The 23463-nt window shown below is 58.4% G+C and carries 19 protein-coding genes; 8 read left to right on the top strand and 11 right to left on the bottom strand.

What is annotated here, in order from left to right:
* Positions 1–129 precede the first annotated feature (129 nt).
* A complete protein-coding gene (gene tsf, locus A1WC_RS21120) occupies positions 130–981 on the bottom strand; it encodes a translation elongation factor Ts (RefSeq protein WP_004151930.1) in 852 nt (283 codons plus the stop codon).
* Positions 982–1100: 119 nt separating this feature from the next.
* A complete protein-coding gene (rpsB, locus tag A1WC_RS21125) occupies positions 1101–1826 on the bottom strand; it encodes a 30S ribosomal protein S2 (protein WP_008807356.1) in 726 nt (241 codons plus the stop codon).
* A 322-nt stretch (positions 1827–2148) separates the two neighbouring features.
* Here rpsB and map point away from each other — a divergent pair, with 322 nt between their 5' ends.
* The 4 genes from map (at position 2149) to A1WC_RS21145 (ending at position 7013) form a co-directional block, all read left to right on the top strand.
* A complete protein-coding gene (gene map / locus A1WC_RS21130) occupies positions 2149–2943 on the top strand; it encodes a type I methionyl aminopeptidase (protein ID WP_004204446.1) in 795 nt (264 codons plus the stop codon).
* A 57-nt stretch (positions 2944–3000) separates the two neighbouring features.
* Complete coding sequence (glnD, locus tag A1WC_RS21135; RefSeq protein ID WP_012542810.1) at positions 3001–5664, top strand: bifunctional uridylyltransferase/uridylyl-removing protein GlnD; 2664 nt, start codon at positions 3001–3003, stop codon at positions 5662–5664.
* A gap of 30 nt (positions 5665–5694) precedes the next feature.
* The gene (gene dapD / locus A1WC_RS21140; protein ID WP_002889295.1) at positions 5695–6519 is read left to right on the top strand and encodes a 2,3,4,5-tetrahydropyridine-2,6-dicarboxylate N-succinyltransferase; all 825 of its coding nucleotides are present in this window, start codon (positions 5695–5697) and stop codon (positions 6517–6519) included.
* A 107-nt stretch (positions 6520–6626) separates the two neighbouring features.
* Entirely contained in the window at positions 6627–7013 is a 387-nt protein-coding gene (locus A1WC_RS21145; RefSeq protein WP_002889292.1) for a DUF3461 family protein, read from the top strand.
* A gap of 116 nt (positions 7014–7129) precedes the next feature.
* Here the strand turns inward: A1WC_RS21145 and cdaR are convergent, their stop codons facing one another.
* The 3 genes from cdaR to dgt form a co-directional block, all read right to left on the bottom strand.
* Positions 7130–8287, bottom strand: a complete 1158-nt coding sequence (cdaR, locus tag A1WC_RS21150) for a DNA-binding transcriptional regulator CdaR (RefSeq protein WP_012968907.1) — start codon at positions 8285–8287, stop codon at positions 7130–7132.
* Positions 8288–8455: 168 nt separating this feature from the next.
* Positions 8456–9889: a serine endoprotease DegP gene (gene degP, locus A1WC_RS21155; RefSeq protein ID WP_008807359.1), complete on the bottom strand. Its 1434-nt coding sequence runs from the start codon at positions 9887–9889 to the stop codon at positions 8456–8458.
* Positions 9890–10023: 134 nt separating this feature from the next.
* Positions 10024–11538, bottom strand: a complete 1515-nt coding sequence (dgt, locus tag A1WC_RS21160) for a dGTPase (protein ID WP_008807360.1) — start codon at positions 11536–11538, stop codon at positions 10024–10026.
* Positions 11539–11621: 83 nt separating this feature from the next.
* Between dgt and mtnN the strand changes: the two genes are divergently transcribed.
* From mtnN to A1WC_RS21175, 3 genes are read left to right on the top strand one after another with little or no spacing between them, the layout of a single operon-like run.
* Positions 11622–12320 carry a 5'-methylthioadenosine/S-adenosylhomocysteine nucleosidase gene (mtnN, locus tag A1WC_RS21165; RefSeq protein WP_016160321.1) on the top strand — a complete coding sequence of 233 codons (699 nt, stop codon included), beginning with the start codon at positions 11622–11624 and terminating at the stop codon, positions 12318–12320.
* Positions 12313–13113, top strand: a complete 801-nt coding sequence (btuF, locus tag A1WC_RS21170) for a vitamin B12 ABC transporter substrate-binding protein BtuF (protein WP_012542811.1) — start codon at positions 12313–12315, stop codon at positions 13111–13113. Before mtnN ends, btuF begins: the two co-directional genes overlap by 8 nt.
* A 36-nt stretch (positions 13114–13149) precedes the next feature.
* Entirely contained in the window at positions 13150–13773 is a 624-nt protein-coding gene (locus A1WC_RS21175; RefSeq protein WP_002889277.1) for a TRIC cation channel family protein, read from the top strand.
* 85 nt (positions 13774–13858) lie between these two features.
* On the opposite strand, the gene erpA is transcribed toward A1WC_RS21175, so the two are convergent.
* Both erpA and clcA read right to left on the bottom strand, forming a co-directional pair.
* Positions 13859–14203, bottom strand: coding sequence for an iron-sulfur cluster insertion protein ErpA (gene erpA, locus A1WC_RS21180; protein ID WP_008807363.1), 345 nt, complete (start codon positions 14201–14203; stop codon positions 13859–13861).
* An 81-nt stretch (positions 14204–14284) separates the two neighbouring features.
* Entirely contained in the window at positions 14285–15703 is a 1419-nt protein-coding gene (gene clcA, locus A1WC_RS21185) for a H(+)/Cl(-) exchange transporter ClcA (protein ID WP_008807364.1), read from the bottom strand.
* A gap of 180 nt (positions 15704–15883) precedes the next feature.
* Here clcA and hemL point away from each other — a divergent pair, with 180 nt between their 5' ends.
* Entirely contained in the window at positions 15884–17164 is a 1281-nt protein-coding gene (gene hemL / locus A1WC_RS21190) for a glutamate-1-semialdehyde 2,1-aminomutase (protein ID WP_016160319.1), read from the top strand.
* A 223-nt stretch (positions 17165–17387) separates the two neighbouring features.
* Here the strand turns inward: hemL and fhuB are convergent, their stop codons facing one another.
* The 4 genes from fhuB to fhuA are packed head-to-tail and all read right to left on the bottom strand — an operon-like array spanning position 17388 to position 23310.
* On the bottom strand, positions 17388–19370 hold the full coding sequence (fhuB, locus tag A1WC_RS21195; protein WP_012968910.1) for a Fe(3+)-hydroxamate ABC transporter permease FhuB: 1983 nt from the start codon (positions 19368–19370) through the stop codon (positions 17388–17390).
* Positions 19367–20260, bottom strand: a complete 894-nt coding sequence (gene fhuD, locus A1WC_RS21200) for a Fe(3+)-hydroxamate ABC transporter substrate-binding protein FhuD (RefSeq protein ID WP_012968911.1) — start codon at positions 20258–20260, stop codon at positions 19367–19369. The genes fhuB and fhuD overlap by 4 nt, the downstream gene beginning before the upstream one ends.
* A complete protein-coding gene (gene fhuC / locus A1WC_RS21205) occupies positions 20260–21057 on the bottom strand; it encodes a Fe3+-hydroxamate ABC transporter ATP-binding protein FhuC (RefSeq protein WP_012968912.1) in 798 nt (265 codons plus the stop codon). Before fhuC ends, fhuD begins: the two co-directional genes overlap by 1 nt.
* A 45-nt stretch (positions 21058–21102) precedes the next feature.
* Positions 21103–23310: a ferrichrome porin FhuA gene (gene fhuA / locus A1WC_RS21210; protein ID WP_012968913.1), complete on the bottom strand. Its 2208-nt coding sequence runs from the start codon at positions 23308–23310 to the stop codon at positions 21103–21105.
* Positions 23311–23463: the final 153 nt, after the last annotated feature.

Genomic DNA, 23463 nt, shown 5'->3' with positions numbered 1-23463 from the left:
TCAACGAATGAGATATGAGAATTCTGGCGACATTGTATGTCGCATTTCAGCGCGGTCACTATACGCAGTTGGCTGAATTTACAAAATGGGCGCAAAAAGAAGCCGCCCTCAGGCGGCTCCTTGTAAAAATTAAGACTGCTTGGACATCGCAGCAACTTCTGCTGCAAAGTCAGTCTCAACTTTCTCGATGCCTTCGCCCACTTCAAAGCGGATGAAGCCAGTCACGTCAGCGTTGTGCTCTTTCAGCAGCTGACCAACAGATTTGCTCGGCTCCATAACGAAAGGCTGACCCGTCAGAGAAACTTCGCCGGTGAATTTCTTCATGCGGCCTTCAACCATTTTCTCTGCGATTTCTTTCGGCTTACCGGACTGCATCGCGATGTCCAGCTGAACCTGGTACTCTTTCTCTACCACTTCAGCAGACACGTCTTCCGGCTTAACGAATTCCGGCTTGCTTGCAGCAACGTGCATTGCCAGCTGCTTAACCAGCTCTTCGTCAGCGCCTTTAGCGGCAACCAGAACACCGATGCGCGCACCGTGCTGGTAGCTACCCAGAACGTCGCCTTCCAGAACAGCGATACGACGGATGTTGATGTTCTCACCGATTTTAGCAACCAGCGCAACGCGTTCTTCTTCGAACTGCGCTTTCAGAACTTCAACGTCGGAGATTTTACCCGCAACAGCAGCGTCCAGTACTTTGTCAGCAAATGCCTGGAAACCACCATCTTTAGCAACGAAGTCAGTCTGGCAGTTAACTTCCAGAATGTAACCGTAGTTGCCTTCGATTTTGGTTTTGATCACGCCGTCAGCAGCCACGTTGCCTGCTTTCTTCGCCGCTTTGATCGCGCCGGATTTACGCATGTTTTCGATTGCCAGCTCGATGTCGCCATTCGCTTCAGTCAGCGCTTTTTTGCAATCCATCATGCCTGCGCCAGTACGTTCGCGCAGTTCTTTTACCAGGGAAGCGGTAATTTCAGCCATTCTAAAATCCTCGGGAGATGTGGATACTGCCCGGCCAACGGCCAAACAGCGTAAATTGAAAAAAGGGGCCTGTAATGGGCCCCTATTCATACACGGTACTAATAAGGGCTTAAACCTTATTATTCAGCTTCTACGAAGCTTTCTTCCGCCTGAGAAGCCAGGTCCTGAGAGCGACCTTCACGAACGGTAGCAGCAACAGCGCCCAGGTACAGGCTTACTGCGCGGATTGCATCGTCGTTACCCGGGATAACGAAGTCTACGCCGTCCGGATCAGAGTTGGTATCAACGATAGCAAATACCGGGATACCCAGGTTGTTTGCTTCTTTGATAGCGATGTGCTCGTGGTCAGCGTCGATAACGAACAGTGCGTCCGGCAGGCCGCCCATGTCTTTGATACCGCCCAGGCTGTTTTCCAGCTTGTCCAGCTCACGAGTGCGCATCAGCGCTTCTTTCTTGGTCAGCTTGTCGAAAGTACCGTCCTGGGACTGAGTTTCCAGGTCTTTCAGACGTTTGATGGACTGACGAACGGTTTTCCAGTTAGTCAGCATACCGCCCAGCCAGCGATGGTTCACGAAGAACTGGTCGCAGCTGTTAGCAGCTTCTTTTACCGCTTCGCTTGCAGCGCGCTTAGTACCCACGAACAGGATCTTGCCTTTACGGGCAGAGATTTTGTTCAGCTCAGCCAGAGCTTCGTTGAACATCGGTACCGTTTTCTCAAGGTTGATGATGTGAACTTTGTTACGCGCGCCGAAGATGAAAGGCTTCATTTTCGGGTTCCAGTAACGGGTCTGGTGACCAAAGTGAACACCAGCCTTGAGCATGTCGCGCATGGAAACAGTTGCCATGTTTAAAACCTCTATAGATTAAATTGGGGTTATGCCTCCACGTATCCCATATTACCGACCCCAAAGGGCACCCCGGAATATGTGCCGATACGTGTGTGTTATTTACACAATATGAGTATGTCGCTTACGTCCATCCTTGTGTATCTGAGATGGAACGGAAGTCCGGCGCGCTTTATACCACAAAATCCGCCCAGACACCAACTCTTGTTGACGTCACGTGCTGTTAATGATTCTCAATTTGGCACCAGCCTGCCCGGACTGTTACCATTGGCAGGACTTACTCTATTATTGTCGAAAATATCGACACTGCTGGACATACTCCATGGCTATCTCTATCAAGACATCTGAAGACATTGAAAAAATGCGCGTTGCCGGCCGCCTGGCCGCTGAAGTGCTGGAAATGATCGAACCCTGGGTTAAACCGGGCGTCAGCACCGGCGAACTGGACCGCATCTGTAACGACTATATCGTTAACGAGCAGAAGGCCATTTCCGCCTGCCTCGGCTATCACGGCTATCCGAAGTCCGTCTGCATTTCGGTCAACGAAGTGGTTTGCCACGGTATCCCTGACGACGGCAAACTGCTGAAAGATGGCGATATCGTTAACATCGACGTGACGGTCATTAAAGATGATTTCCATGGCGATACCTCCAAAATGTTTATCGTCGGTAAACCGACGATTCTCGGCGAGCGCCTGTGCCGCATCACTCAGGAAAGCCTGTATCTGGCGCTGAAAATGGTGAAGCCGGGGATCAACCTGCGCACCATCGGCGCGGCGATCCAGAAATACGTTGAAGCCGAAGGTTTTTCCGTGGTGCGCGAATACTGTGGTCACGGTATCGGCCGCGGCTTCCATGAAGAGCCGCAGGTGCTGCACTACGACTCACCGGAAACCAACGTTGTGCTCAAACCCGGCATGACCTTCACCATCGAGCCGATGGTCAACGCAGGTAAAAAAGAGATCCGCAGCATGAAAGACGGCTGGACGGTGAAAACTAAAGACCGGAGCTTGTCTGCGCAGTACGAGCATACTATTGTGGTGACAGACAACGGCTGCGAAATTCTGACGCTACGCAAGGATGACACCATCCCGGCGATAATCTCGCACGATGAATGATGAAAAGCCGGCGCCCGCCGGCTTTTTTATTAGATAGTTTTTTCTTATGGTGACGCGATGAGCAACTCATTACCTGACACAGCCTCCCCTCTTCTGCCCGTCCCGCCGGAACATCCGGTGAGCTGGCCGCAGGGCGATCTGAACTGTGCTGCAATTAAGGCGCACATCGATACCTTCCAGCACTGGCTGGGCGAGGCGTTTGACTCCGGCATCGCCGCGGAGCAGCTCATTGCGGCGCGCACCGAATTTATCGACCAGCTGCTGCAGCGGTTGTGGATCGCCTACGGTTTTGAATCCGTCTGCGATCTGGCGCTGGTGGCCGTCGGCGGCTATGGCCGCGGCGAGCTGCACCCGCTCTCTGACGTCGACCTGCTGATCCTCAGCCGCAAAAAGCTGCCGGACGACCAGGCGCAAAAGGTCGGCGAACTGCTGACGCTGCTGTGGGACGTCAAGCTGGAGGTGGGCCACAGCGTGCGCACCCTCGAAGAGTGCCTGCTCGAAGGACTCTCGGATCTCACCGTCGCCACTAACTTGATTGAATCGCGCCTGCTGATCGGCGACGTCGCGCTGTTCCTTGAACTTCAAAAACATATTTTTAGCGACGGCTTCTGGCCATCGGAAAAGTTCTTCGCCGCCAAGGTGGAAGAGCAGAACGTCCGTCATCAACGCTATCACGGCACCAGCTATAACCTGGAGCCGGACGTGAAAAGCAGCCCCGGCGGCCTGCGGGATATCCATACGCTACAGTGGGTGGCTCGCCGTCATTTTGGCGCCACCTCGATGGATGAGATGGTCGGCTTCGGCTTTCTGACCGAAGCCGAGCGCAATGAGCTCAACGAGTGTCTGCATCAGCTGTGGCGCATCCGTTTCGCGCTGCATCTCGAGCTCACTCGCTATGACAACCGTCTGCTTTTCGACCGCCAGCTCAGCGTCGCCCGCCGGCTTGGCTATGAAGGCGACGGCAACCAGCCGATTGAGCATATGATGAAGGACTTCTTCCGCGTCACCCGCCGGGTGAGCGAGCTGAACCAGATGCTGCTTCAGCTGTTTGAAGAGGCTATTCTCGCCCTGACCGAGGATGAAAAACCGCGCCCGATAGACGATGACTTCCAGCTGCGCGGCACCCTTATCGATCTGCGTGACGACACGCTGTTTATTCGCGAACCGCAGGCCATTCTGCGCATGTTTTATATGATGGTACGCAACAGCACCATCACCGGCATCTACTCCACGACGTTGCGCCATCTGCGCCATGCCCGGCGCCATCTGACCCAGCCGCTGTGCTATATCCCGGAGGCGCGCACGCTCTTTCTCAGCATGCTGCGCCATCAGGGGGCGGTCAGCCGCGGACTGCTGCCGATGCATCGCCATAGCGTGCTGTGGGCCTATATGCCGCAGTGGTCACATATCGTCGGCCAGATGCAGTTCGATCTGTTTCACGCCTACACCGTCGATGAACACACCATCCGCGTGATGCTGAAGCTGGAGAGCTTTGCCAAAGAAGAAACCCGCAGCCGCCACCCGCTGTGCGTGGAGCTATGGCCGCGCTTAACGCACCCGGAGCTGATTTTAATCGCCGCCCTGTTCCACGACATTGCGAAAGGGCGTGGCGGCGACCACTCGATCCTCGGCGCGCAGGATGTGCTGAAGTTTGCCGAGCTGCACGGACTGAACTCTCGCGAAACGCAGCTGGTCGCCTGGCTGGTGCGTCACCATCTGCTGATGTCGGTCACCGCCCAGCGGCGCGACATTCAGGATCCGGAGGTGATTAAGCAGTTCGCCGAGGAAGTGCAAACGGAAAATCGCCTGCGCTATCTGGTGTGCCTGACCGTCGCCGACATCTGCGCCACCAACGAAACGCTGTGGAACAGCTGGAAGCAGAGCCTGCTGCGCGAACTCTATTTCGCCACCGAGAAACAGCTGCGTCGGGGCATGCAAAGCACCCCGGATATGCGCGAACGGGTGCGTCATCATCAGCTGCAGGCGCTGGCCCTGCTGCGGATGGACAATATTAATGAAGAGGCGCTGCATCAGATCTGGAACCGCTGCCGCGCCAACTATTTCGTGCGGCATACGCCGACGCAGCTCGCCTGGCACGCCCGCAACCTGCTGCGTCACGATCTGAATAAGCCGATGATTCTGCTGAGTTCGCAGGCCACCCGCGGCGGTACGGAGATTTTTATCTGGAGCCCGGATCGCCCTTATCTGTTTGCCGCGGTGTGCGGCGAACTGGACCGCCGCAACCTCAGCGTCCACGACGCGCAGATCTTCACCACCCGCGACGGCATGGCGATGGATACCTTTATTGTCCTCGAACCCGACGGCAGCCCGCTTTCAGCTGACCGCCACGACGCGATTCGCCACGGTCTTGAACAGACGATAACTCAGCGCAGCTGGGAACCCCCGGCCCCGCGTCGTCAGGCGGCAAAACTGCGTCACTTCTCTGTGCCGACAGAGGTGAATTTCCTGCCGACCCATACCGATCGAAAATCGTTTCTCGAGCTGATTGCGCTCGATCAGCCAGGGCTGCTCGCCCGCGTCGGCCAGGTGTTCGCCGACCTCGGTATTTCGCTTCACGGGGCGCGAATTACGACAATTGGTGAGCGAGTAGAAGATTTATTTATAATCGCCACCGCCGACCGGCGTGGCCTTAATAATGAGCTACAACAAGAAGTGCAACAACGGTTGACAGAGGCCCTCAATCCAAACGATAAAGGGTGACGTATTTTTTTTAGTGAATGGAAAGAAACAATGCAGCAGTTACAGAACGTTATTGAGTCCGCCTTCGAGCGTCGCGCCGACATCACGCCGGCCAATGTGGATACCGTGACCCGCGAAGCGGTAAACCAGGTTATCGCCCTTCTGGATTCCGGCGCGCTGCGCGTCGCTGAGAAGATCGATGGTCAGTGGGTGACGCATCAATGGCTGAAGAAAGCGGTACTGCTCTCTTTCCGTATTAACGATAACCAGGTTATCGATGGTGCGGAAAGCCGCTACTTCGATAAAGTACCGATGAAATTCGCTGACTATGACGAAGCGCGTTTCCAGAAAGAAGGTTTCCGCGTGGTGCCGCCGGCAGCGGTACGTCAGGGCGCATTCATCGCCCGCAACACCGTGCTGATGCCGTCCTACGTTAACATCGGCGCCTACGTTGACGAAGGCACCATGGTTGATACCTGGGCTACCGTCGGCTCCTGCGCGCAGATCGGTAAAAACGTTCACCTGTCCGGCGGCGTCGGCATCGGTGGCGTACTGGAGCCGCTGCAGGCGAACCCGACCATCATCGAAGACAACTGCTTCATCGGCGCGCGCTCTGAAGTGGTTGAAGGGGTGATTGTCGAAGAAGGCTCCGTCATCTCCATGGGCGTTTACCTGGGTCAGAGCACCAAAATCTACGATCGCGAAACCGGTGAAGTCTTCTACGGCCGCGTACCGGCTGGCTCGGTAGTCGTGTCAGGCAACCTGCCGTCGAAGGATGGTAAATACAGTCTGTACTGCGCGGTGATCGTTAAGAAAGTCGATGCCAAAACCCGCGGCAAAGTCGGCATTAACGAACTGCTGCGCACCATCGACTAAAGCAAATAAAAAGCGGGAGATATCCCGCTTTTTTTATGTTTGATGCTGGCGAAAATGGATTTTTTCGTTAATTATTCAATGGTTATGATGCTATCAAAGGTACCGTTATGTACGATAATCTGAAAAGTCTTGGCATTACCAACCCTGATGAGATCGATCGCTATAGCCTGCGGCAGGAAGCTAACAACGACATCCTGAAAATCTATTTTCAGAAAGACAAAGGCGAATTCTTCGCCAAGAGCGTGAAGTTTAAATACCCGCGTCAGCGCAAAACCGTTGTCGCCGACGGCGTCGGCCAGGGCTACAAAGAAGTCCAGGAGATCAGCCCCAATCTGCGCTACGTCATCGACGAACTGGATCAGATCTGCCAGCGCGATCGCACTGAAATCGATCTCAAGCGTAAAATCCTCGACGATTTACGCCATCTGGAAAGCGTGGTCACCAATAAGATCAGCGAAATCGAAGCCGATCTGGAAAAACTTACCCGTAAGTGACAGCGTTCCCGGCGGCGCACCGCCTGACCGGGCAACCAATATAATCTGCCGCTTACGCCATGCATCCTCCAGGCCGGGTAAGGCGAACCGCCTCCCGGCATTTTTATCTCGACTCCCTATCGTTGCTCATCCAGCTGCAGGGCTATATAGAGCAGCAGCCGATCGTCAAAGCTGCCGAGATCCAGACCGGTCAGCTCCGAGATACGGTTCAACCGATACTCCAGGGTATTGCGATGAATAAACAGCGCCTTTGATGTCGCCAGCGGCTGCACGTTATGGCGAAACCACGCCTGCAGCGTACGCCGCAGCAAACCGTTGTTATCCATAGCCTTCAGACGCGCCAGCGGACGGGCCAGTTCATTGGCCTGCCAGCCGCCGCGCAGGCTGTCTAGCAGCACCGGCAGCATCAGATCCTGATAGAAATAGCTGCGGCTCTCCGGCATTCGTTGCTTACCCACCATCATGGTCGTCCGTGCGGTACGGTAAGAGCGGGCGATACTCCCGGGACCGGTGAAGAAGTTGCCCAGCGCCACGCGAAAGCGGAGCTGACCATTCTCTTTCATCCTGGCGATAAGCTGCTCGACGCGGCGGACGTGATCGTCGGCGTCCCAGCGGCCAAAGCTGTTCAGCGCCGGTTTCAGCACCACCATTTCCGTGAGTGACACAATGGCCACCAGATTATTGCGATCGGGGGTGGTCAGCGCGTTCTGCAACTGCTGCAGTTCCGCCATCGCGCTGTCCACGCCGAGCTGGCCGCTGTCCACCTCAATCATCGCCACCACCCGCGGCTGATTGAGATCGATACCTAACCGCTGAGCCCATTCGTTCAGCGCCGGGGTATGCTCTTCCGCCTGAATCAGGTTCATCACCAGCTCTTCGCGCAGGCGGCTGTCCTGCGCAAGGAGATGCATCAGCCGCGACTGCTCCAGCATCATCTCTGCCGTCATGCACACCAGCTCGCCATATTTCCGCAGCGCCTCCGGCTCACCGGTCAGGCCGATCACCCCGACGATTTCACCTTCGAGGCGTAGCGGCAGGTTGATCCCCTGACGCACGCCGTGCAGATGGCGAGCGACCGCATCGTCGATATCCACCACCCGCCCCTGAGAAAGCACCAGCAGCGCGCCTTCGTGCAATTCACCAATTCTTTCCCGATCGCCGCTGCCGATAATCCGCCCGCGGGCATCCATCACGTTGATGTTGGTATCGATGATGCGCATCGTGCGCGCCACAATATCCTGCGCCATTTTGGTATCAAGATGCCAGCCAGCCATGTAATCCTCCCCTATGCAGGGCACCAGCATAAAAGAGTCTCCGTCCTGCTGCATTGTGCATATGCCCGAAGGCGGGGCGAGATATGTGGAGTTGTGGAAGTGGTCACAGAACGAAAAAAAAGCCCCTGCCCTCGGCGAGGGAAGGGGCTGTGGCGCTTGCGCTGACGATTACTGCAACAGCAGGTAGATAGAGGCGTCGCCGCGCTGAATGTTCAGCGCCAGCACGGACGGTTTGGCGTCGAAGATTTTCCGCAGATCGGCGATGTTTTTCACCGGCTGCTGATTCGCCCCGACAATGATGTCGCCTTTCTTGAGGCCAATCTGCGCCGCCGGGGTGCCGGCTTTCACATTATTGACCACCACGCCCTTATCCTGACCCTTGTTACTCATTTCCGCACCTTCAATCCCGTTGAAGATGGTGCTGGAATCCACCTGGGTCTGGTTGCTCTGCTGCAGTTCGACGGTAACGGTGACCGGTTTGCCGTCGCGGAGCAGGCCAAGCTCAACTTTGCTGCCGATAGGCATAGTGCCGACCTGAGCACGCAGCGCGGCGAAGCTGCTGATCGCCTTGCCGTTGAGGGTAGTGATCACGTCGCCGGCTTTAATGCCCGCTTTGGCGGCTGCCGAACCTGGCATCACCTGGCTGACAAAGGCGCCGCGCTGGGCGTCGACTTTCATCGCTTTCGCCAGTTCAGAGTTCAGTTCGGTGCCCATGATGCCCAGCTCACCGCGTTTCACCTGGCCATATTTCACCATCTGCTCGGTCAGGTTTTTCACCATGTTGCTCGGGATAGCAAAACCGATACCGATGTTGCCGCCGTCCGGCGCCAGGATGGCGGTGTTAATGCCGATCAGCTCGCCGTTGAGGTTCACCAGCGCGCCGCCGGAGTTCCCGCGGTTAATCGCCGCATCGGTCTGGATAAAGTTTTCGTAGTTTTCCACGTTCAGGCCGCTACGGCCCAGCGCGGAGACAATCCCGGAGGTCACGGTTTCGCCCAGACCAAACGGGTTACCGATAGCCACGGTGTAGTCGCCGACGCGCAGCGCATCAGAATCAGCCAGCTTAATCGCCGTCAGGTTTTTCGGATCCTGAATCTGAATCAGCGCGATATCGGAGCGCGGATCTTTGCCCACGACTTTGGCATCAAACTTACGGCCATCGCTCAGTTGAACCTTAATCGTGGTGGCGTTGTCCACAACGTGGTTGTTGGTCACCACATACCCTTTGGCCGCATCAATGATGACGCCGGAGCCCAGCGCCATGAATTTCTGCTGCTGGCCGCCGTCAGGCTGACCGCCCTGTCCACCGCCCTGGCAAAACGGTGAACTCTGGAAAGGAGAACCATCCTGGCAGAACGGCGAATTATCGCCAAAGAACTGCTGGAAGTTACGCGGCATCCGTGGGGTATTAACAGTGGTGCTACCTTCAACGTTAATGCTCACCACCGATGGCATCACCTTCTCCAGCATCGGGGCCAGGCTTGGCATCTGCTGTGCATTAGTGGCCGAAGATGCCGTTTCTGCCGCGCTCGCAGAGAGCGGGGACAACGCCAGACCTAAACTCAGAGCCAGTGCACTCATTGCTAACGTGGTTTTTTTCATCAGTTTCAATCTCAATATCAGATAACGAAAGTTGCTGTGTACGTGACTATCAGAGTCATTTTATAGCGCTAAGTTCCGGAATTAAGTTTCTGGAAAAAGTAAAAATTTATTGTCCATCTTTACAAAACTCCAGCCTATTCCACCGCCATCAGTCGCCGATATTCATCCCACGCATACAAATCCGTCATTCCGCTGATATAATCCTGGATCAGACGGCAGCGATAATAGTATTCCATCAGCGCAAATTCAGGCGCCGTGCGCACCAGCTTATTTACTGCTTCAACATAGGCCAGCCGATGACGGGTTGAAAGTTTCTGATACAGCCGGGAGGCAATGGGTAACCGCCGTACCCGCTCCTGCGCCACTAATTCGCTGAAATCCTCCAGCGATAATTTCAGCAGCGGCTGATAGATATCCAGCAGGCCGCTAATCACCCGGTAGCCCTGCAATTCCAGCTGCTCGACATCCGGATGGCTAAAGACCTGTTTCATCGCTACATTTTTATAGAGTTCCAGCAGCTGGCTGCAATCGCTATCGTCCTCAAGCAGCGCATGATTAAAGTCGCCAGTGAAGATGGCCGGCAGGTTATCAATAAATCGGCGCGCCGCGTAGGGCACCAGCTTATTCAGCGTGTTTACCCGCAAATACATAAAAAACTGATCTTCCGCGCTCTGTCGCAGGTAATTAGCTCGCGATTTTTCCCAGGCATTTTCCACTACCTGAGAGAATAACGATCCTTTTTCATGGTTGCCCCAGGCGTCGTAAAGATGCTGATAAAGCTGCTCGGCGCTGAAAATACGTTTTTCAACCGCGTCCTCGAGATCCGCGACGCAATATGAGATGTCATCCGCGGCCTCCATAATCCAGGTTAATGGGAATCGATTGTAAGGTGCCAGATCCAGTTCTTTACGCAGGCGCGCGACATACTCTTCTTCGGCTAAATAATAGCCAGGCTTCTTCATTAAATAACTGTGACTGGCTGGCGTCGCCTCGAACCACCACGCCGGTCGGGTATATTTCAGGATGCAGCCCACCTGCGCCCAGGTCAGATTCATCCGCATCAGCGTGTGGACCAGACGAATCCCCTGCGCGTTGCCCTCAAAGCTGCAGAGATCCTGGCGCACTTTACGCCGCAGCGCATTCAGCGCCGTTTCCCCTTCGTGCAGGCGTAACGCCTGCACCTCGCAGCGATCGTCGGTCAACGGCTGGCCGAGCGCATCGCCGGGGGCCAGGCGCTGGCGAAACCAGTCGTTAATCGCCGCCTCGCCAAAGTGGCCAAACGGCGGGTTGCCAATGTCGTGCATCAGGCAGGCCATTTCAACCACGCTCTCGAATGGCCCGGTCAGCTCTTCCAGGCCATACTCTTCCAGTAGCTTCTGCTCTTTCAGCCTGCTAAGCACTTCTTTGGCGATATAGCGCCCCACCTGCTGCACCTCCAGCGAGTGGGTCAGGCGAGTACGGACCGCCGCGTTGCGCTCCAGCGGGAAGACCTGGGTTTTTTGCTGTAGGCGGCGGATGGCCGGCGAGTTGACGATCCGCCCCCGATCGCTTTCGAAGATCCGCAGGATGTCGCGCTCCGTCTCCACCCGCGGCGGCGAACGGAAGCGTCGACGCCAGTTTATCTTGTTGCGAAAATCAATCTTTGCCATAGCCTCTCCCGCGCGAGCAATACGCTTCCCCTTAAGCGCATGATAGACTATGCAACTAAACCTGACACATCGCGAGTAAATCTATGAAAATTGGCATTATTGGCGCTATGGAAGAGGAAGTTACCCTCCTGCGCGACAAAATCGAAAACCGCCAGACTATCACTATTGGCGGGAGCGAAATCTATACCGGCCGACTTCACGGCGTTGACGTCGCTCTGCTGAAGTCTGGTATCGGGAAAGTGGCGGCGGCGACGGGCGCGACCCTGCTGCTGGAGCGCTGCCAGCCTGACGTGATCATTAATACCGGTTCTGCCGGCGGCCTCGCGCCGACGCTGAAGGTCGGCGATATCGTCGTCTCCGATGAAGCGCGCTACCACGATGCCGACGTCACCGCCTTCGGTTATGAGTATGGCCAGTTGCCTGGCTGCCCGGCGGGCTTTAAAGCGGACGATAAGCTGGTGGCCGCCGCCGAAGACTGCATTAAAGCGTTAGATCTCAATGCCGTTCGCGGCCTGATCGTCAGCGGCGATGCCTTCATTAACGGCTCCGTCGCGCTGGCGAAGATCCGCCATAATTTCCCGCAGGCAATCGCCGTGGAAATGGAAGCGACCGCCATCGCTCACGTCTGCCATAACTTCAAGGTTCCCTTCGTGGTGGTTCGCGCCATCTCCGACGTGGCCGATCAGCAGTCCCACCTCAGTTTTGAGGAGTTCCTTGCGGTCGCCGCCAGACAGTCCACCCTGATGGTGGAGAATCTGGTACAGAACCTGGCACGTGGCTAAGTCGCTATCCTTCGCGCTTGCCGCGCTGCTGTTACTCGCCCCGGCGTGGCTACTGGCCGCGCCGCGGGTGGTCACCCTCTCCCCCGCCAATACCGAACTGGCCTTTGCCGCCGGGATCACGCCGGTCGGCGTCAGCAGCTATTCCGATTATCCGCCGCAGGCCAAAACCATAGAACAGGTTGCCAGCTGGCAGGGGATGAACCTGGAGCGCATCGTGGCGCTAAAGCCAGACGTGGTGCTGGCCTGGCGCGGGGGCAATGCCGAACGCCAGGTTAACCAGCTGCAGTCGCTGGGTATTCATGTCCTCTGGGTGCAGACCTCGACGATAGAAGAGATCATCGCCACCCTGCGTCAGCTGGCGCAGTGGAGCCCGCAGCCGGAAAAAGCGCAGCAGGCGGCGCAGGCGATGCAGCAGGAATACGATACGCTGAAAGCGCGCTATGCCAATGCGCCGAAGAAACGCGTCTTCCTGCAGTTCGGATCCGCGCCGCTATTCACCAGTGGTCCCGGTTCGATTCAGGATCAGGTGCTGGGGCTGTGCGGCGGCGAGAATATCTTTGCCACCAGCCGTGTTCCCTGGCCGCAGGTGAGCCGCGAACAGGTGCTGGCCCGCCAGCCGCAGGCGATCGTGGTGACCGGCGACGCCAGCCGCATTGCCGAAGCGCAGCGCTTTTGGCAACATCAGCTCACCATTTCGTTGATTGCGTTACACAGCGACTGGTTTGAACGCGCAAGCCCACGTATTATCCTCGCCGCCAAACAACTTTGTGCGGCGCTTGACCAGGTAAAATAATCATCCGGCACACCGGATGTTCAGTGGGAATCAACGATGCTTGTCTATTGGCTGGATATTATTGGCACGGCTGTCTTCGCGATCTCCGGCGTTCTGCTGGCGGGAAAATTACGCATGGACCCATTCGGCGTGCTGGTGTTAGGCGTGGTGACGGCGGTGGGCGGCGGAACCATCCGCGACATGGCGCTGGCGAATGGCCCGGTATTCTGGGTCAAAGATCCCACCGATCTGGTGGTGGCGATGGTCACCAGCATGCTGACCATCCTGCTGGTCCGCCAGCCGCGTCGGCTGCCGAAATGGATACTGCCCGTTCTTGATGCCGTCGGTCTGGCGGTGTTTGTCGGCATCGGCGTCAATAAAGCCTTCCTCGCCGGCAGTGGTCCGCTGGTGGCGGTCTGCATGGGGGTGGTCACCGGCGTCGGCGGCGGGATTATCCGTGACGTGCTGGCGCGCGAAATTCCCATGATTCTGCGCACCGAGATCTACGCCACCGCCTGTATTGTCGGCGGCATTGTCCACGCTACAGCACACGACACCTTTCATCTCCCGCTGGAGAATTCGGCGATGATGGGCATGGTGGTGACACTGGTGATCCGTCTGGCGGCGATCCGCTGGCACCTGAAGCTGCCGACGTTTGCCCTGGACGATAACGGGCGGTAGTAAAAGCAAAACGGTAACCTTAAGGTTACCGTTTTTCGCGTTGGCTCCCTCTCGCTGGAGGAGAAGGCGCCCGGTCGCACTCGCTTTAAACGCTGAATGAGGAACCGCAGCCGCAGGTGCTTTTCGCGTTCGGGTTGGTCACGATGAAACGCGAACCTTCCAGACCCTCGGTATAGTCGACGGCGCCGCCGACCAGATACTGCAGGCTCATTGGGTCAACCACCAGGCCGACGCCCTGTTTCTCGATGGTCATATCGCCTTCGTTCACCTGATCGTCAAAGGTGAAGCCATACTGGAAACCGCTGCAACCGCCGCCGGTGATATACACGCGCAGTTTCAGGTTCGGATTATCTTCATCCGCAATCAGGTGTTTTACTTTGTTGGCTGCGGCTTCGGTAAACTCCAGCGGCAACGCTACGTCATCACTCATTTTTTGCTCCCATTGATACTTCCGGCCGGTTAAAGAATAACCGGACCTTTTGAGCCATTATCTAATACCCTGGTAAATCGTTCAAGTATTCTCCCGCGGTGCCTGCTGCGCTTTTGCCGCCTGCTCGGCCTCCTGCTTCGCCAGAGTACGTTGCAGAATGGTCGAATACAAAGGCTTACCGCCGAGGAATTGCGCCAGTAGTGTTGCGCCAAGGCAGGTAATAATCATTGGCAAAATGAGCTGATAGTTATCCGTCATCTCCAGCACCAGCACAATCCCGGTGAGCGGCGCGCGCACCGAGGCGGCCAGCAGCGCCCCCATCCCGGCGATGGCGAAGGTGCCGGCATCGAGATGGTAGGCCGGAAACAGCGGAATAGCCGCCATGCCGAACGCCGTGCCCAGCAAGGTGCCCAGCGCCAGCATCGGCGCGAAGATCCCCCCCGGCGCGCCGGAAGAGAAGCAGATCAGCGTGGTCACCACGCGGGCAATAAAGATAAACAGCAGCAAACCGACGGAGAAATTACCGGCGGCGGCGATGGGGATCAGGTTAAAGCCACCGCCCACCGCGGAGGGCTGCATCAGCCCCAGCAGGCCGCAGATCCCGCCGATGACCCCGCCCATCAATACCCATTTTTTGATATTGCCACCGTGGATGCGCTGGAAGATATCCTGGGTGCGCAGCACCAGGAAGTTAAACAGCGGACCAAAGCAACCAAAGAGCATGCCCAGCACCAGATACAGCCACAGGGTATTCACCGGGGCGTTGCTCAGCTTGCCTACCTCAATGATCGCCGCTTCGCCATTGAAAATACGAAACACAATGCTCGACATGATCACGCCGGTAAATACCGCTTTAATGGAGATCAGGTTGTAGCGAAACTGCGGGCGCATCTCTTCGATGATAAACAGAATACCGGCCAGCGGCGCATTAAAGGCCGCCGAGAGCCCCGACGCCGCACCGGTCGCCAGCAGCGTGTGCCGCGCCTCCGGACTGCGCATGCGGAAGATATCCAGCACCATGCGTCCAATGTTGCCGCCAAGCTGCACCATCGGCCCTTCGCGTCCCAGCACCATTCCGGCGCCCAGGGTCCCCATGCCGCCGATGAATTTCACCGGCAGCACGCGCCACCAGCGCACCGGCCGCAGCTCCTCCAGCGCCCCTTCGATTTCCGGGATCCCGGAGCCGCCCGCCTCCGGCGCAAAGCGGCGCACGAGGAAATAACCGACCATTGCCAGCAGCGCCGACAAGATAAACGCCAGCGGCCAGACCAGATACCAATGATCGGCCACCTGCGCCAGCGCGCCGATCCGCTGGTTCTGCACCCAGTTCACGCTCTTTTCAAACGCCACGCCCACCAGACCGGCCAGCGTGCCAACCACCGCCGCCATCAACAGGACCGCCAGCGGCGTTTTATCGCGCTGAATCAAACGGCGCACCGCATCGCCGCGACGCACCCGCACGAACTGATGTGCTTCAAAAGAGGGAGTTTCTGCTTTCATGCCATTATCAATTATTGGTAATACAAATGAAGAGAGAGGCATTTTAGCCGCCCCGGCGCGCTGCGTCGTCAAAAAAATGCCCTTGCGGCACATTGTTTCAATTGGGCAAAACTTTCATAACCATCCTGGAATAACTTAGAATAGCCGATAAAACATTTTTCACGAACCAGGACCCTGGCCATGAGCAAATCTGAAAATCTATACCATGCTGCGCGCGAACTGATCCCCGGCGGCGTTAACTCGCCGGTGCGCGCCTTCACCGGCGTCGGCGGCACGCCGCTGTTTATCGAACGCGCGGATGGCGCCTATCTTTATGACGTGGACGGGAAGGCCTATATCGATTATGTCGGCTCCTGGGGTCCGATGGTGCTGGGCCACAACCACCCGGCTATCCGCAATGCGGTGATCGAAGCGGCGTCCCGCGGCCTGAGCTTTGGCGCGCCGACCGAAATGGAAGTGAAAATGGCGGCGCTGGTGACCGAGCTGGTCCCGACCATGGATATGGTGCGGATGGTGAACTCCGGCACCGAAGCGACCATGAGCGCCATTCGACTGGCCCGCGGCTTCACCGGCCGCGATAAGATCATTAAGTTCGAAGGCTGCTATCACGGCCATGCCGACTGTCTGCTGGTGAAAGCCGGTTCCGGCGCGCTGACCCTCGGCCAGCCAAACTCGCCGGGCGTGCCAGCCGATTTCGCTAAACATACCCTGACCTGCACCTATAACGACCTCGCCTCGGTACGCGCGGCGTTCGAGCAGTATCCGCAGGATATCGCCTGTATCATCGTCGAACCGGTGGCCGGCAACATGAACTGCATTCCGCCGCAGCCGGAGTTTCTGCCGGGCCTGCGCGCGCTGTGCGATGAGTTCGGCGCGCTGCTGATTATCGACGAAGTGATGACCGGTTTCCGCGTCGCGCTGGCGGGCGCCCAGGCTTATTACGGCGTGGAGCCGGATCTGACCTGTCTCGGGAAAATCATCGGCGGCGGGATGCCGGTGGGCGCCTTCGGCGGCCGCCGCGAAGTGATGGACGCGCTGGCGCCGACCGGCCCGGTGTACCAGGCTGGTACGCTCTCCGGTAACCCGATCGCCATGGCCGCTGGCTTCGCCTGCTTAAGTGAAGTGGCGCAGCCGGGTGTGCATGAAACCCTGACCGATCTGACCAACCAGCTGGCGGATGGCCTGCTGAACGCGGCGCGCGAAACCGGGATCCCGCTGGTGGTCAATAACGTCGGCGGCATGTTCGGCATCTTCTTTACCGATGCCGAAACCGTCACCTGCTATCAGGACGTGGTGAAGTGCGATGTCGAACGCTTCAAGCGCTTCTTCCACCTGATGCTGGAGGAAGGTGTGTACCTGGCGCCGTCGGCATTTGAAGCCGGCTTTATGTCCATCGCTCACAGCGAAGAGGACATTAACAACACCATCGACGCCGCCCGTCGGGTGTTTGCCAAACTGTAAGGTACTTGAAGGCCTGGTGGCGCAGGGATTTTCCCGGAGGCGGCGCGCTGCGCCTTGTCCGGGCTACCAAATCGCACAGCGCTGTAGCCCCGGTAAGCGCTAGCGCCACCGGGGAGTTTCCCGGAGGCGGCGCGCTGCGCCTTGTCCGGGCTACCAAATTGCACAGCGCTGTAGCCCCGGTAAGCGCTAGCGCCACCGGGGATATTGAGGCCATCCAGGATCGTTAGCGGCTCTGCTTTCTCAGCAAATAGATAAAGTACGGCGCGCCGATAAAGGTCGACAACAGCCCCGCCGGGATCTGGTAGGGGAACATCATCATTCGCCCGCACCAGTCGGCGAACACCAGCAGCATCCCGCCCGTCAGCCCGGAAATCACCATATGCGGCATCGTCCGACGAAAGCCCAGCATCCTCGCAATATGCGGCGCCATCAGGCCAACGAAACTTAACGGCCCAATGGTGAGCGTCGCCGTCGCCGTCAGGCTCGCCGCCAGCAGCAGCAACCCGATACGCGATGGCGTCAGCGCCATCCCCACCGCCCGCGCCGCCTCGCCGCCCAGCGGCAAAATGGTCAGCCAGCGGCGGCAGAGCGGCGCCAGCGCCAGCAGCGCCAGCATCACCACGCCACTACGCAGCGCCATCTCCGGCGTCGCGCTATAGGTCGAACCGGACATCCACGTCAGGATCTGCGCCATTCGCGGATCGCCGCTGGCCTGCAGCATCATCAACAGCATGGTGAAGGCGGTACTCAGCGCCATCCCCGCCAGCAGCATCCGGTGCGGCGAGAAACCGCCGCGCCCGGCGGCGATCAGAATAACCAGCAGCGTTGCCGCCGCGCCAAGGCTGCCGGCAGGCAGCAGCCAGACAAAGGCGTTGCCCGGCACGAAGAACAGCATCAATACCACACCGAACGCCGCGCCAGAGCTGATGCCCAGTACTTCCGGGCTGGCCATCGGGTTGCCGGTCAGGCGTTGAATGATGCAGCCCGCGACCGCCAGCATCACCCCGGCGAACAGCGCCGAGAGCACACGTGGCCAGCGCCAGGGCATCAGTTGCGCCAGCAGATCGCCGCTGGCCCACTGCCAGCCATGGGCATCGCGACCAAAGGTCAGCGCGGCGGTTATCGCCAACAGCAGCAGCGCTAAGCCGCCCAGCGCGAACCACGGCACGTGGCGGCGCTCGATCAACGCTTTATCGCCGCCATTCATCACCGGGGCGCTGATGCTGCGCAGCCGCGGCAGCAGCCACAGCAATAAAGGCGCGCCAATCAGCGCGGTGACTGACCCGGTCGAGACTTCCCGCCAGACCCGGCTGAGCCAGAGAATAATTTGATCGGAAAGCCACAGGATCAACGCGCCAATTAGCGCCGCCAGCAGCAATCGCGGCAGCAGGCGGCGGGCGCCGAGCATTTTCGCCAGCAGCGGCGCGAACAGACCGATAAAGCCGATAATGCCGACCGCGTTAACCAGCAGCGCGCTGATGACAATCGCCAGCGTCAGCACGCCAAGCCGCGCCAGAGACAGCGCCAGCCCAAGGTTGCGCGCCACGCCATCATCGAGTCCCATCAGGGTTAACGGGCGTAGCAATAACAGCGTCAACATCGCGCCGCCGAGCAGCTGCGGCCACAGGCGTTGCACCACGCTCCAGTCGGTCTGCGTCAGGGTGCCAGTACTCCACAGGAACATGCTTTGCAGCTGATCGTGATGGAAAATCACCATCAGCTGATTGACCGCGCCGCAATAGAGACTCACTACCAGGCCGGCCAGGATCAGCGTCACCGGCGACAGACGTTTGCCCCACGAGACGCCAAACACCAGCGCCCCCACCAGACAAGCCCCAGCCAGCGCCGCAAACTGCGAGGCCAGCACGCCAGGGATGGCCCATAGCGTCGTCACCGTCATTCCCAGCTGTGCGCCGGTGGCGACGCCGAGCGTGGTTGGCTCCGCCAGCGGGTTACGCAGCACCTGCTGGAACAGCACGCCGACCAGCCCCAGCCCGGCGCCGACCAGCAGCGATATCGCCAGCCTCGGCAGCAGGCTGTAATGGAACAGCATCTGGGCGATATTATCGATATCCGGCTGCCACAGCGCCTGACGCCATTGCGCGTAAGGTAAAGCGACATTGAGGTTGACGATGCTCAGCGCGAAAGCGGCAACCAGCAGCCCGGTCAGCAGGAAAATGGCTAACGGCGAGAGACGCGCGTTCATACCGCCGCCCTCCCCTGCGCATCGGCCAGCACGCGGGCGAAATGCATCGCCGACAGCGTCGCGCCATAGAACCACACCGCCGGAACCCGCTGGAAACGCCCCGCGCGCACGAACGGCATCGCCTGCCACAGCGGGGTCGCCAACAGCTGGGCCATCTCCCGATCGTTGCCATGATCGAAACAGATCACATCGGCCTCGTTAAATGCCGCCAGCCGGTCAATACCGACGGTGACGCTGCCCCAGAATGCCGCTTCGCCGCGCCAGGCGTTTTGAATGCCAAAGCGGTCAAGCACCTCCTGGAACAGGCAGTTCTCACCAAATACCAGCACGTGGCGGGCATCGAGCAGCGAAATCATCAGCAGTGGGCGATCGCCACGCCGAGCAAATCGCGGACGCAGGTTCTCCATCAGCGCGTCGAACTCCGCCAGATGGCGCTTCGCCTGCTGTTGTTTACCCAGCAGGTCGGCCATTTCCAGTAGCGAACGCTGGGCCATCGCCAGCGGCCGTTTGCCGTCGCTAAAGGTGAAACCACGGCCAGGCGCGATACGCGCCAGCTTTTCTGGTGACGGGCCATAGCCTGCCGACCAGACGATAAACGACGGTTTCATCTGCGTCAGCAGCTCAAGATTGGGTTCGGTGCGCAGGCCGACATCGATCACCGACGCGGGCAGCGCGGGTTCGTTCACCCACAGGCGATAGTTGGGAATATCGGCCACGCCGTAGGGCGTGACGCCGAGCGCCAACAGCAGTTCGGCCGGCAGCCACTCCAGCGCGACGACGCGCTGCGGGTCAATGTTCGCCGCCTGCGCGCCGCGCATCTGCCACAGCAGCGGCGAGAGCGCCATCGCGGTCAGCAGGCGGCGTCGGGTTATCAGAGTTGGGTTCATCATCAATAGACAAAACTTACCGGCGCCGCGCCCGCCGGGTGCGGCAGGATCCCCATCGGGATGCCGTAGATTTGTTCCAGCGTGTCGCTGCGCATCAGTTCTGCTGGCGTCCCCTGGGCGATCATTTCCCCACCGCGCAGCGCGACCAGATAATCGCAGTAGCGGGCAGCCATATTGATATCATGCAGGACTGCGATCACCGTCAGGCCACGCTGCTGGCTGAGACGATGCACCAGCGCGAGCACATCGACCTGATGGGCGATATCCAGCGCCGAGGTCGGTTCATCAAGCAGCAGACAGCGGCTATCCTGCGCCACCAGCATGGCGATCCACGCCCGCTGACGCTCGCCGCCGGAGAGACTGTCCACCAGCCGCTGCGCCAAAGGCTTCAGCCCCACCAGCGCGATCGCCTCTTCCACCTTTTCGCGATCCGCCGCGCCGAAGCGCCCCAGCGCGCCGTGCCACGGGTAGCGACCTATCGCCACCAGCTCGCGAACTGTCATCCCTTCCGCCGCCGGCAGTTGCTGCGGCAGATAGGCCACTTTGCGGGCAAACGCCTTGCTACTCCAGCTCTCCAGCGGCTGGCCGTCCAGCAGCACATCGCCTGCGGAAGGCGGCTGATGGCGGCCGAGCATTTTCAGTAATGTGGATTTGCCGGAACCGTTATGGCCTATCAGGCCAGTCACTTTTCCTGCCGGGAAGGTTAACGAAAGGGGGTGAAGCAGCGTGCGACCTGGTACGCGAAAGGTCACGCCATTTAACGCAAAGGTGGTCTCAGAGTGCGGAGTCTGTTCCTGCATAGCAACAACCTGATGTTGGGCGCGGCGAACCGCGCCCGTGAGTAGTTAGAAGCGGAAGGTTGCGGTCGCGACAACCTGACGTCCCGCACCCCAGTAGCAGGCGTATTCGCTATAGCAGCTGGAGACATATTCGCGGTCAAACAGGTTGTTGACGTTGACGCCGACCGAAGAGCCCGGCAGGCCAAAGCGCGCCAGATCGTATTTCACCGTCGCATCCATCAGCGCATAACCGGCCACACTAAAGGAATCATTTTTCTTACCGGTGCTGGTGTCAGTTTTGTAGTAGCTGACCGTTGAACCGATATAGCGCGCCCCTGCCCCAATCGTCAGACCGCTGAGCGCGGTTTCGTGGAAGGTATAATCCGCCCACAGGGAGGCCATGTTACGCGGCACTTCCGCCGGACGCTTGCCGTTGAACACGGTATCGTGAGTGTATTCCGCATCGGTATAGCTGTAGGCCGCGGTGACGTTGATATTGGCGTTCACCGCCGCTTTCGCCTCCAGTTCAAGGCCGCGGGAGCGGATCTCGCCGGTCTGGATGCTGAACGCCTGGTTAGCCGGATCCGCCGTCAGGTTCTTATCTTTGGTCAGCTGATAGACCGCGGCGGTGACCACCACCGGCATGTCTTTCGGCACATATTTCACGCCAGCTTCATACTGCTTGCCACGCGACGGATCGAACGGCTGGCCGTTAAGCCCGGAACCCGATACCGGCTCGAAGGATTCGCTGTAGCTGAAGTACGGAGAGATGCCGTTATCAAACAGGTAATTGATACCGCCGCGCCAGGTGAACTGCTGGTCGTGATTCTCCGCCAGGCTGTTGCTGGAGCGAGTTAACGTTGAGGTGGTGGCGTAATCGTAACGGCCGCCCAGGGTCATGACCCACTTATCCCACTCCATCTGATCCTGCGCGTACAGACCCGTCTGCTCCATTCGGTTGAGGACCGCGTACGGGAAAGTGACCTGAATATTCGGGTTGCCGTATTGCGGGTTGCTCATGCTGATAGGATCCGCCGTCCCGTAGTCGGCATCCACATCGTTGCGCATCCGCGAGTAATCCACGCCGGTCAGCAGCGTATGGCTGACCGCGCCGGTGGCGAAAGCAGACTGCAGCTGGGTATCGACGGTAAAGGTGTTCAGGTGCTCATCAGAACGCACATAGGCGCGATTCATGTAGCCCGGGGCGACATAGCCATTCCCGTACACCGAGCGATACAAGGTATCAACCTCGGCATAGCGCAGGTTCTGCCGCACAGTAAAGGTGTCATCAAACTGATGGGAGAAGCTATAACCCACCATCTTCTGGCGGCGCGAGATCTTATTATCCGCCTCGCCTTCGTTGAAATCAGTCGGCAGCTTGTGCGCCTTCCCGTTGGCGTCGTAATACGGCACCACGGTGCCTTCGCGCGGCAGCCAGCCGTAGTAACCCGCATCCGGGTCATTCTGGAAGTTGCTCAGGAAGGTGAAGTCGGTTTTATCGTCCGGGCGCCAGCTAAAGGACGGCGCCACCGCATAGCGGGTAGACTTCGCCATCTGCTGCTGGGTATCCTGGCTGCGGCCCAGGCCGGTCAGGCGATAGGACCAGACGCCGGCATCATCAATGGCGTCGCTGAAGTCAAACCCGGTCTGCCACAGGTTGTCGGTGCCCATCTTGAACTGCACTTCTTTCAGCGGCTCAGTGGTCGGGCGTTTGCTGACCATGCTGACGATACCGCCAGGGTTGCTGTTGCCGTACAGCACCGAGGTTGGCCCGCGCATCACTTCCACGCGCTCGAGGAAATACGGGTCCATGGAGACTTCAGAGTAGTTATTTCCCTGCAGCTTCATGCCGTCCAGATACTGGTTGGTATTGACGGTCGTCGAGGTAGTGAAACCGCGGATGGTGACCACATCATAGGTGGTCGAGCTACCGCGGGTGGAGAAGACGCTCGGCGTATAGGAGAGCGCCTCTTTTACCGTGGTCGGCTGGCGCATCTCCATCTCCTGGCGCGTGACCACCGAGACAGACTGCGGCGTTTTTTCGATCGGGGTATCGGTTTTCGTCGCCGTGGCAGAGCGTTTTGCCGCGATGGTCGGCGCCGGTCCCCAGGCGCTTTCCTGGGCGGCCGGTGCCGCAACGACGGTGATAGTCTCTTCTTGTTTCGGTTGTTCCGCAGCCTGTGCATAGACAGACATGCCGCTAACCGCCGTGGCTACTACGACTGCGATTTTACGCAGCGAGTGATTTGGCTGAGCAGTTTTTGGACGCGCCATGGGTATATCTCTGATGAAAGTGAATGATAACGTAAACGATAATTATTATTATGACGGGCGATATAATAGGCGAAACGCCGAAGGCAAGGCAAGCGATATGCCAGCCTGGCGAGACCGAAGGCCGAATTAATAACCAGATAGTTATTATGGAGT

The sequence above is a fragment of the Klebsiella sp. KTE92 genome (assembly GCF_000398905.1).
Classification (GTDB): domain Bacteria; phylum Pseudomonadota; class Gammaproteobacteria; order Enterobacterales; family Enterobacteriaceae; genus Klebsiella; species Klebsiella variicola.
Note: the sequence above shows the minus strand (reverse complement) of the source record. Positions and strands in the feature narration are given on the sequence as shown.

What these genes read in the sequence shown, in the direction of transcription:
- glnD (WP_012542810.1), top strand. Translation starts at nt 3,001, where the DNA reads ATGAGCAACTCATTACCTGACACAGCCTCCCCTCTTCTGCCCGTCCCG.
- map (WP_004204446.1), top strand. Translation starts at nt 2,149, where the DNA reads ATGGCTATCTCTATCAAGACATCTGAAGACATTGAAAAAATGCGCGTT.
- clcA (WP_008807364.1), bottom strand. Translation starts at nt 15,703, where the DNA reads ATGAAAGCAGAAACTCCCTCTTTTGAAGCACATCAGTTCGTGCGGGTG.
- fhuC (WP_012968912.1), bottom strand. Translation starts at nt 21,057, where the DNA reads ATGCAGGAACAGACTCCGCACTCTGAGACCACCTTTGCGTTAAATGGC.
- fhuB (WP_012968910.1), bottom strand. Translation starts at nt 19,370, where the DNA reads ATGAACGCGCGTCTCTCGCCGTTAGCCATTTTCCTGCTGACCGGGCTG.
- fhuA (WP_012968913.1), bottom strand. Translation starts at nt 23,310, where the DNA reads ATGGCGCGTCCAAAAACTGCTCAGCCAAATCACTCGCTGCGTAAAATC.
- degP (WP_008807359.1), bottom strand. Translation starts at nt 9,889, where the DNA reads ATGAAAAAAACCACGTTAGCAATGAGTGCACTGGCTCTGAGTTTAGGT.
- mtnN (WP_016160321.1), top strand. Translation starts at nt 11,622, where the DNA reads ATGAAAATTGGCATTATTGGCGCTATGGAAGAGGAAGTTACCCTCCTG.
- hemL (WP_016160319.1), top strand. Translation starts at nt 15,884, where the DNA reads ATGAGCAAATCTGAAAATCTATACCATGCTGCGCGCGAACTGATCCCC.
- rpsB (WP_008807356.1), bottom strand. Translation starts at nt 1,826, where the DNA reads ATGGCAACTGTTTCCATGCGCGACATGCTCAAGGCTGGTGTTCACTTT.
- cdaR (WP_012968907.1), bottom strand. Translation starts at nt 8,287, where the DNA reads ATGGCTGGCTGGCATCTTGATACCAAAATGGCGCAGGATATTGTGGCG.
- tsf (WP_004151930.1), bottom strand. Translation starts at nt 981, where the DNA reads ATGGCTGAAATTACCGCTTCCCTGGTAAAAGAACTGCGCGAACGTACT.
- A1WC_RS21175 (WP_002889277.1), top strand. Translation starts at nt 13,150, where the DNA reads ATGCTTGTCTATTGGCTGGATATTATTGGCACGGCTGTCTTCGCGATC.
- erpA (WP_008807363.1), bottom strand. Translation starts at nt 14,203, where the DNA reads ATGAGTGATGACGTAGCGTTGCCGCTGGAGTTTACCGAAGCCGCAGCC.
- A1WC_RS21145 (WP_002889292.1), top strand. Translation starts at nt 6,627, where the DNA reads ATGTACGATAATCTGAAAAGTCTTGGCATTACCAACCCTGATGAGATC.
- dapD (WP_002889295.1), top strand. Translation starts at nt 5,695, where the DNA reads ATGCAGCAGTTACAGAACGTTATTGAGTCCGCCTTCGAGCGTCGCGCC.
- fhuD (WP_012968911.1), bottom strand. Translation starts at nt 20,260, where the DNA reads ATGATGAACCCAACTCTGATAACCCGACGCCGCCTGCTGACCGCGATG.
- dgt (WP_008807360.1), bottom strand. Translation starts at nt 11,538, where the DNA reads ATGGCAAAGATTGATTTTCGCAACAAGATAAACTGGCGTCGACGCTTC.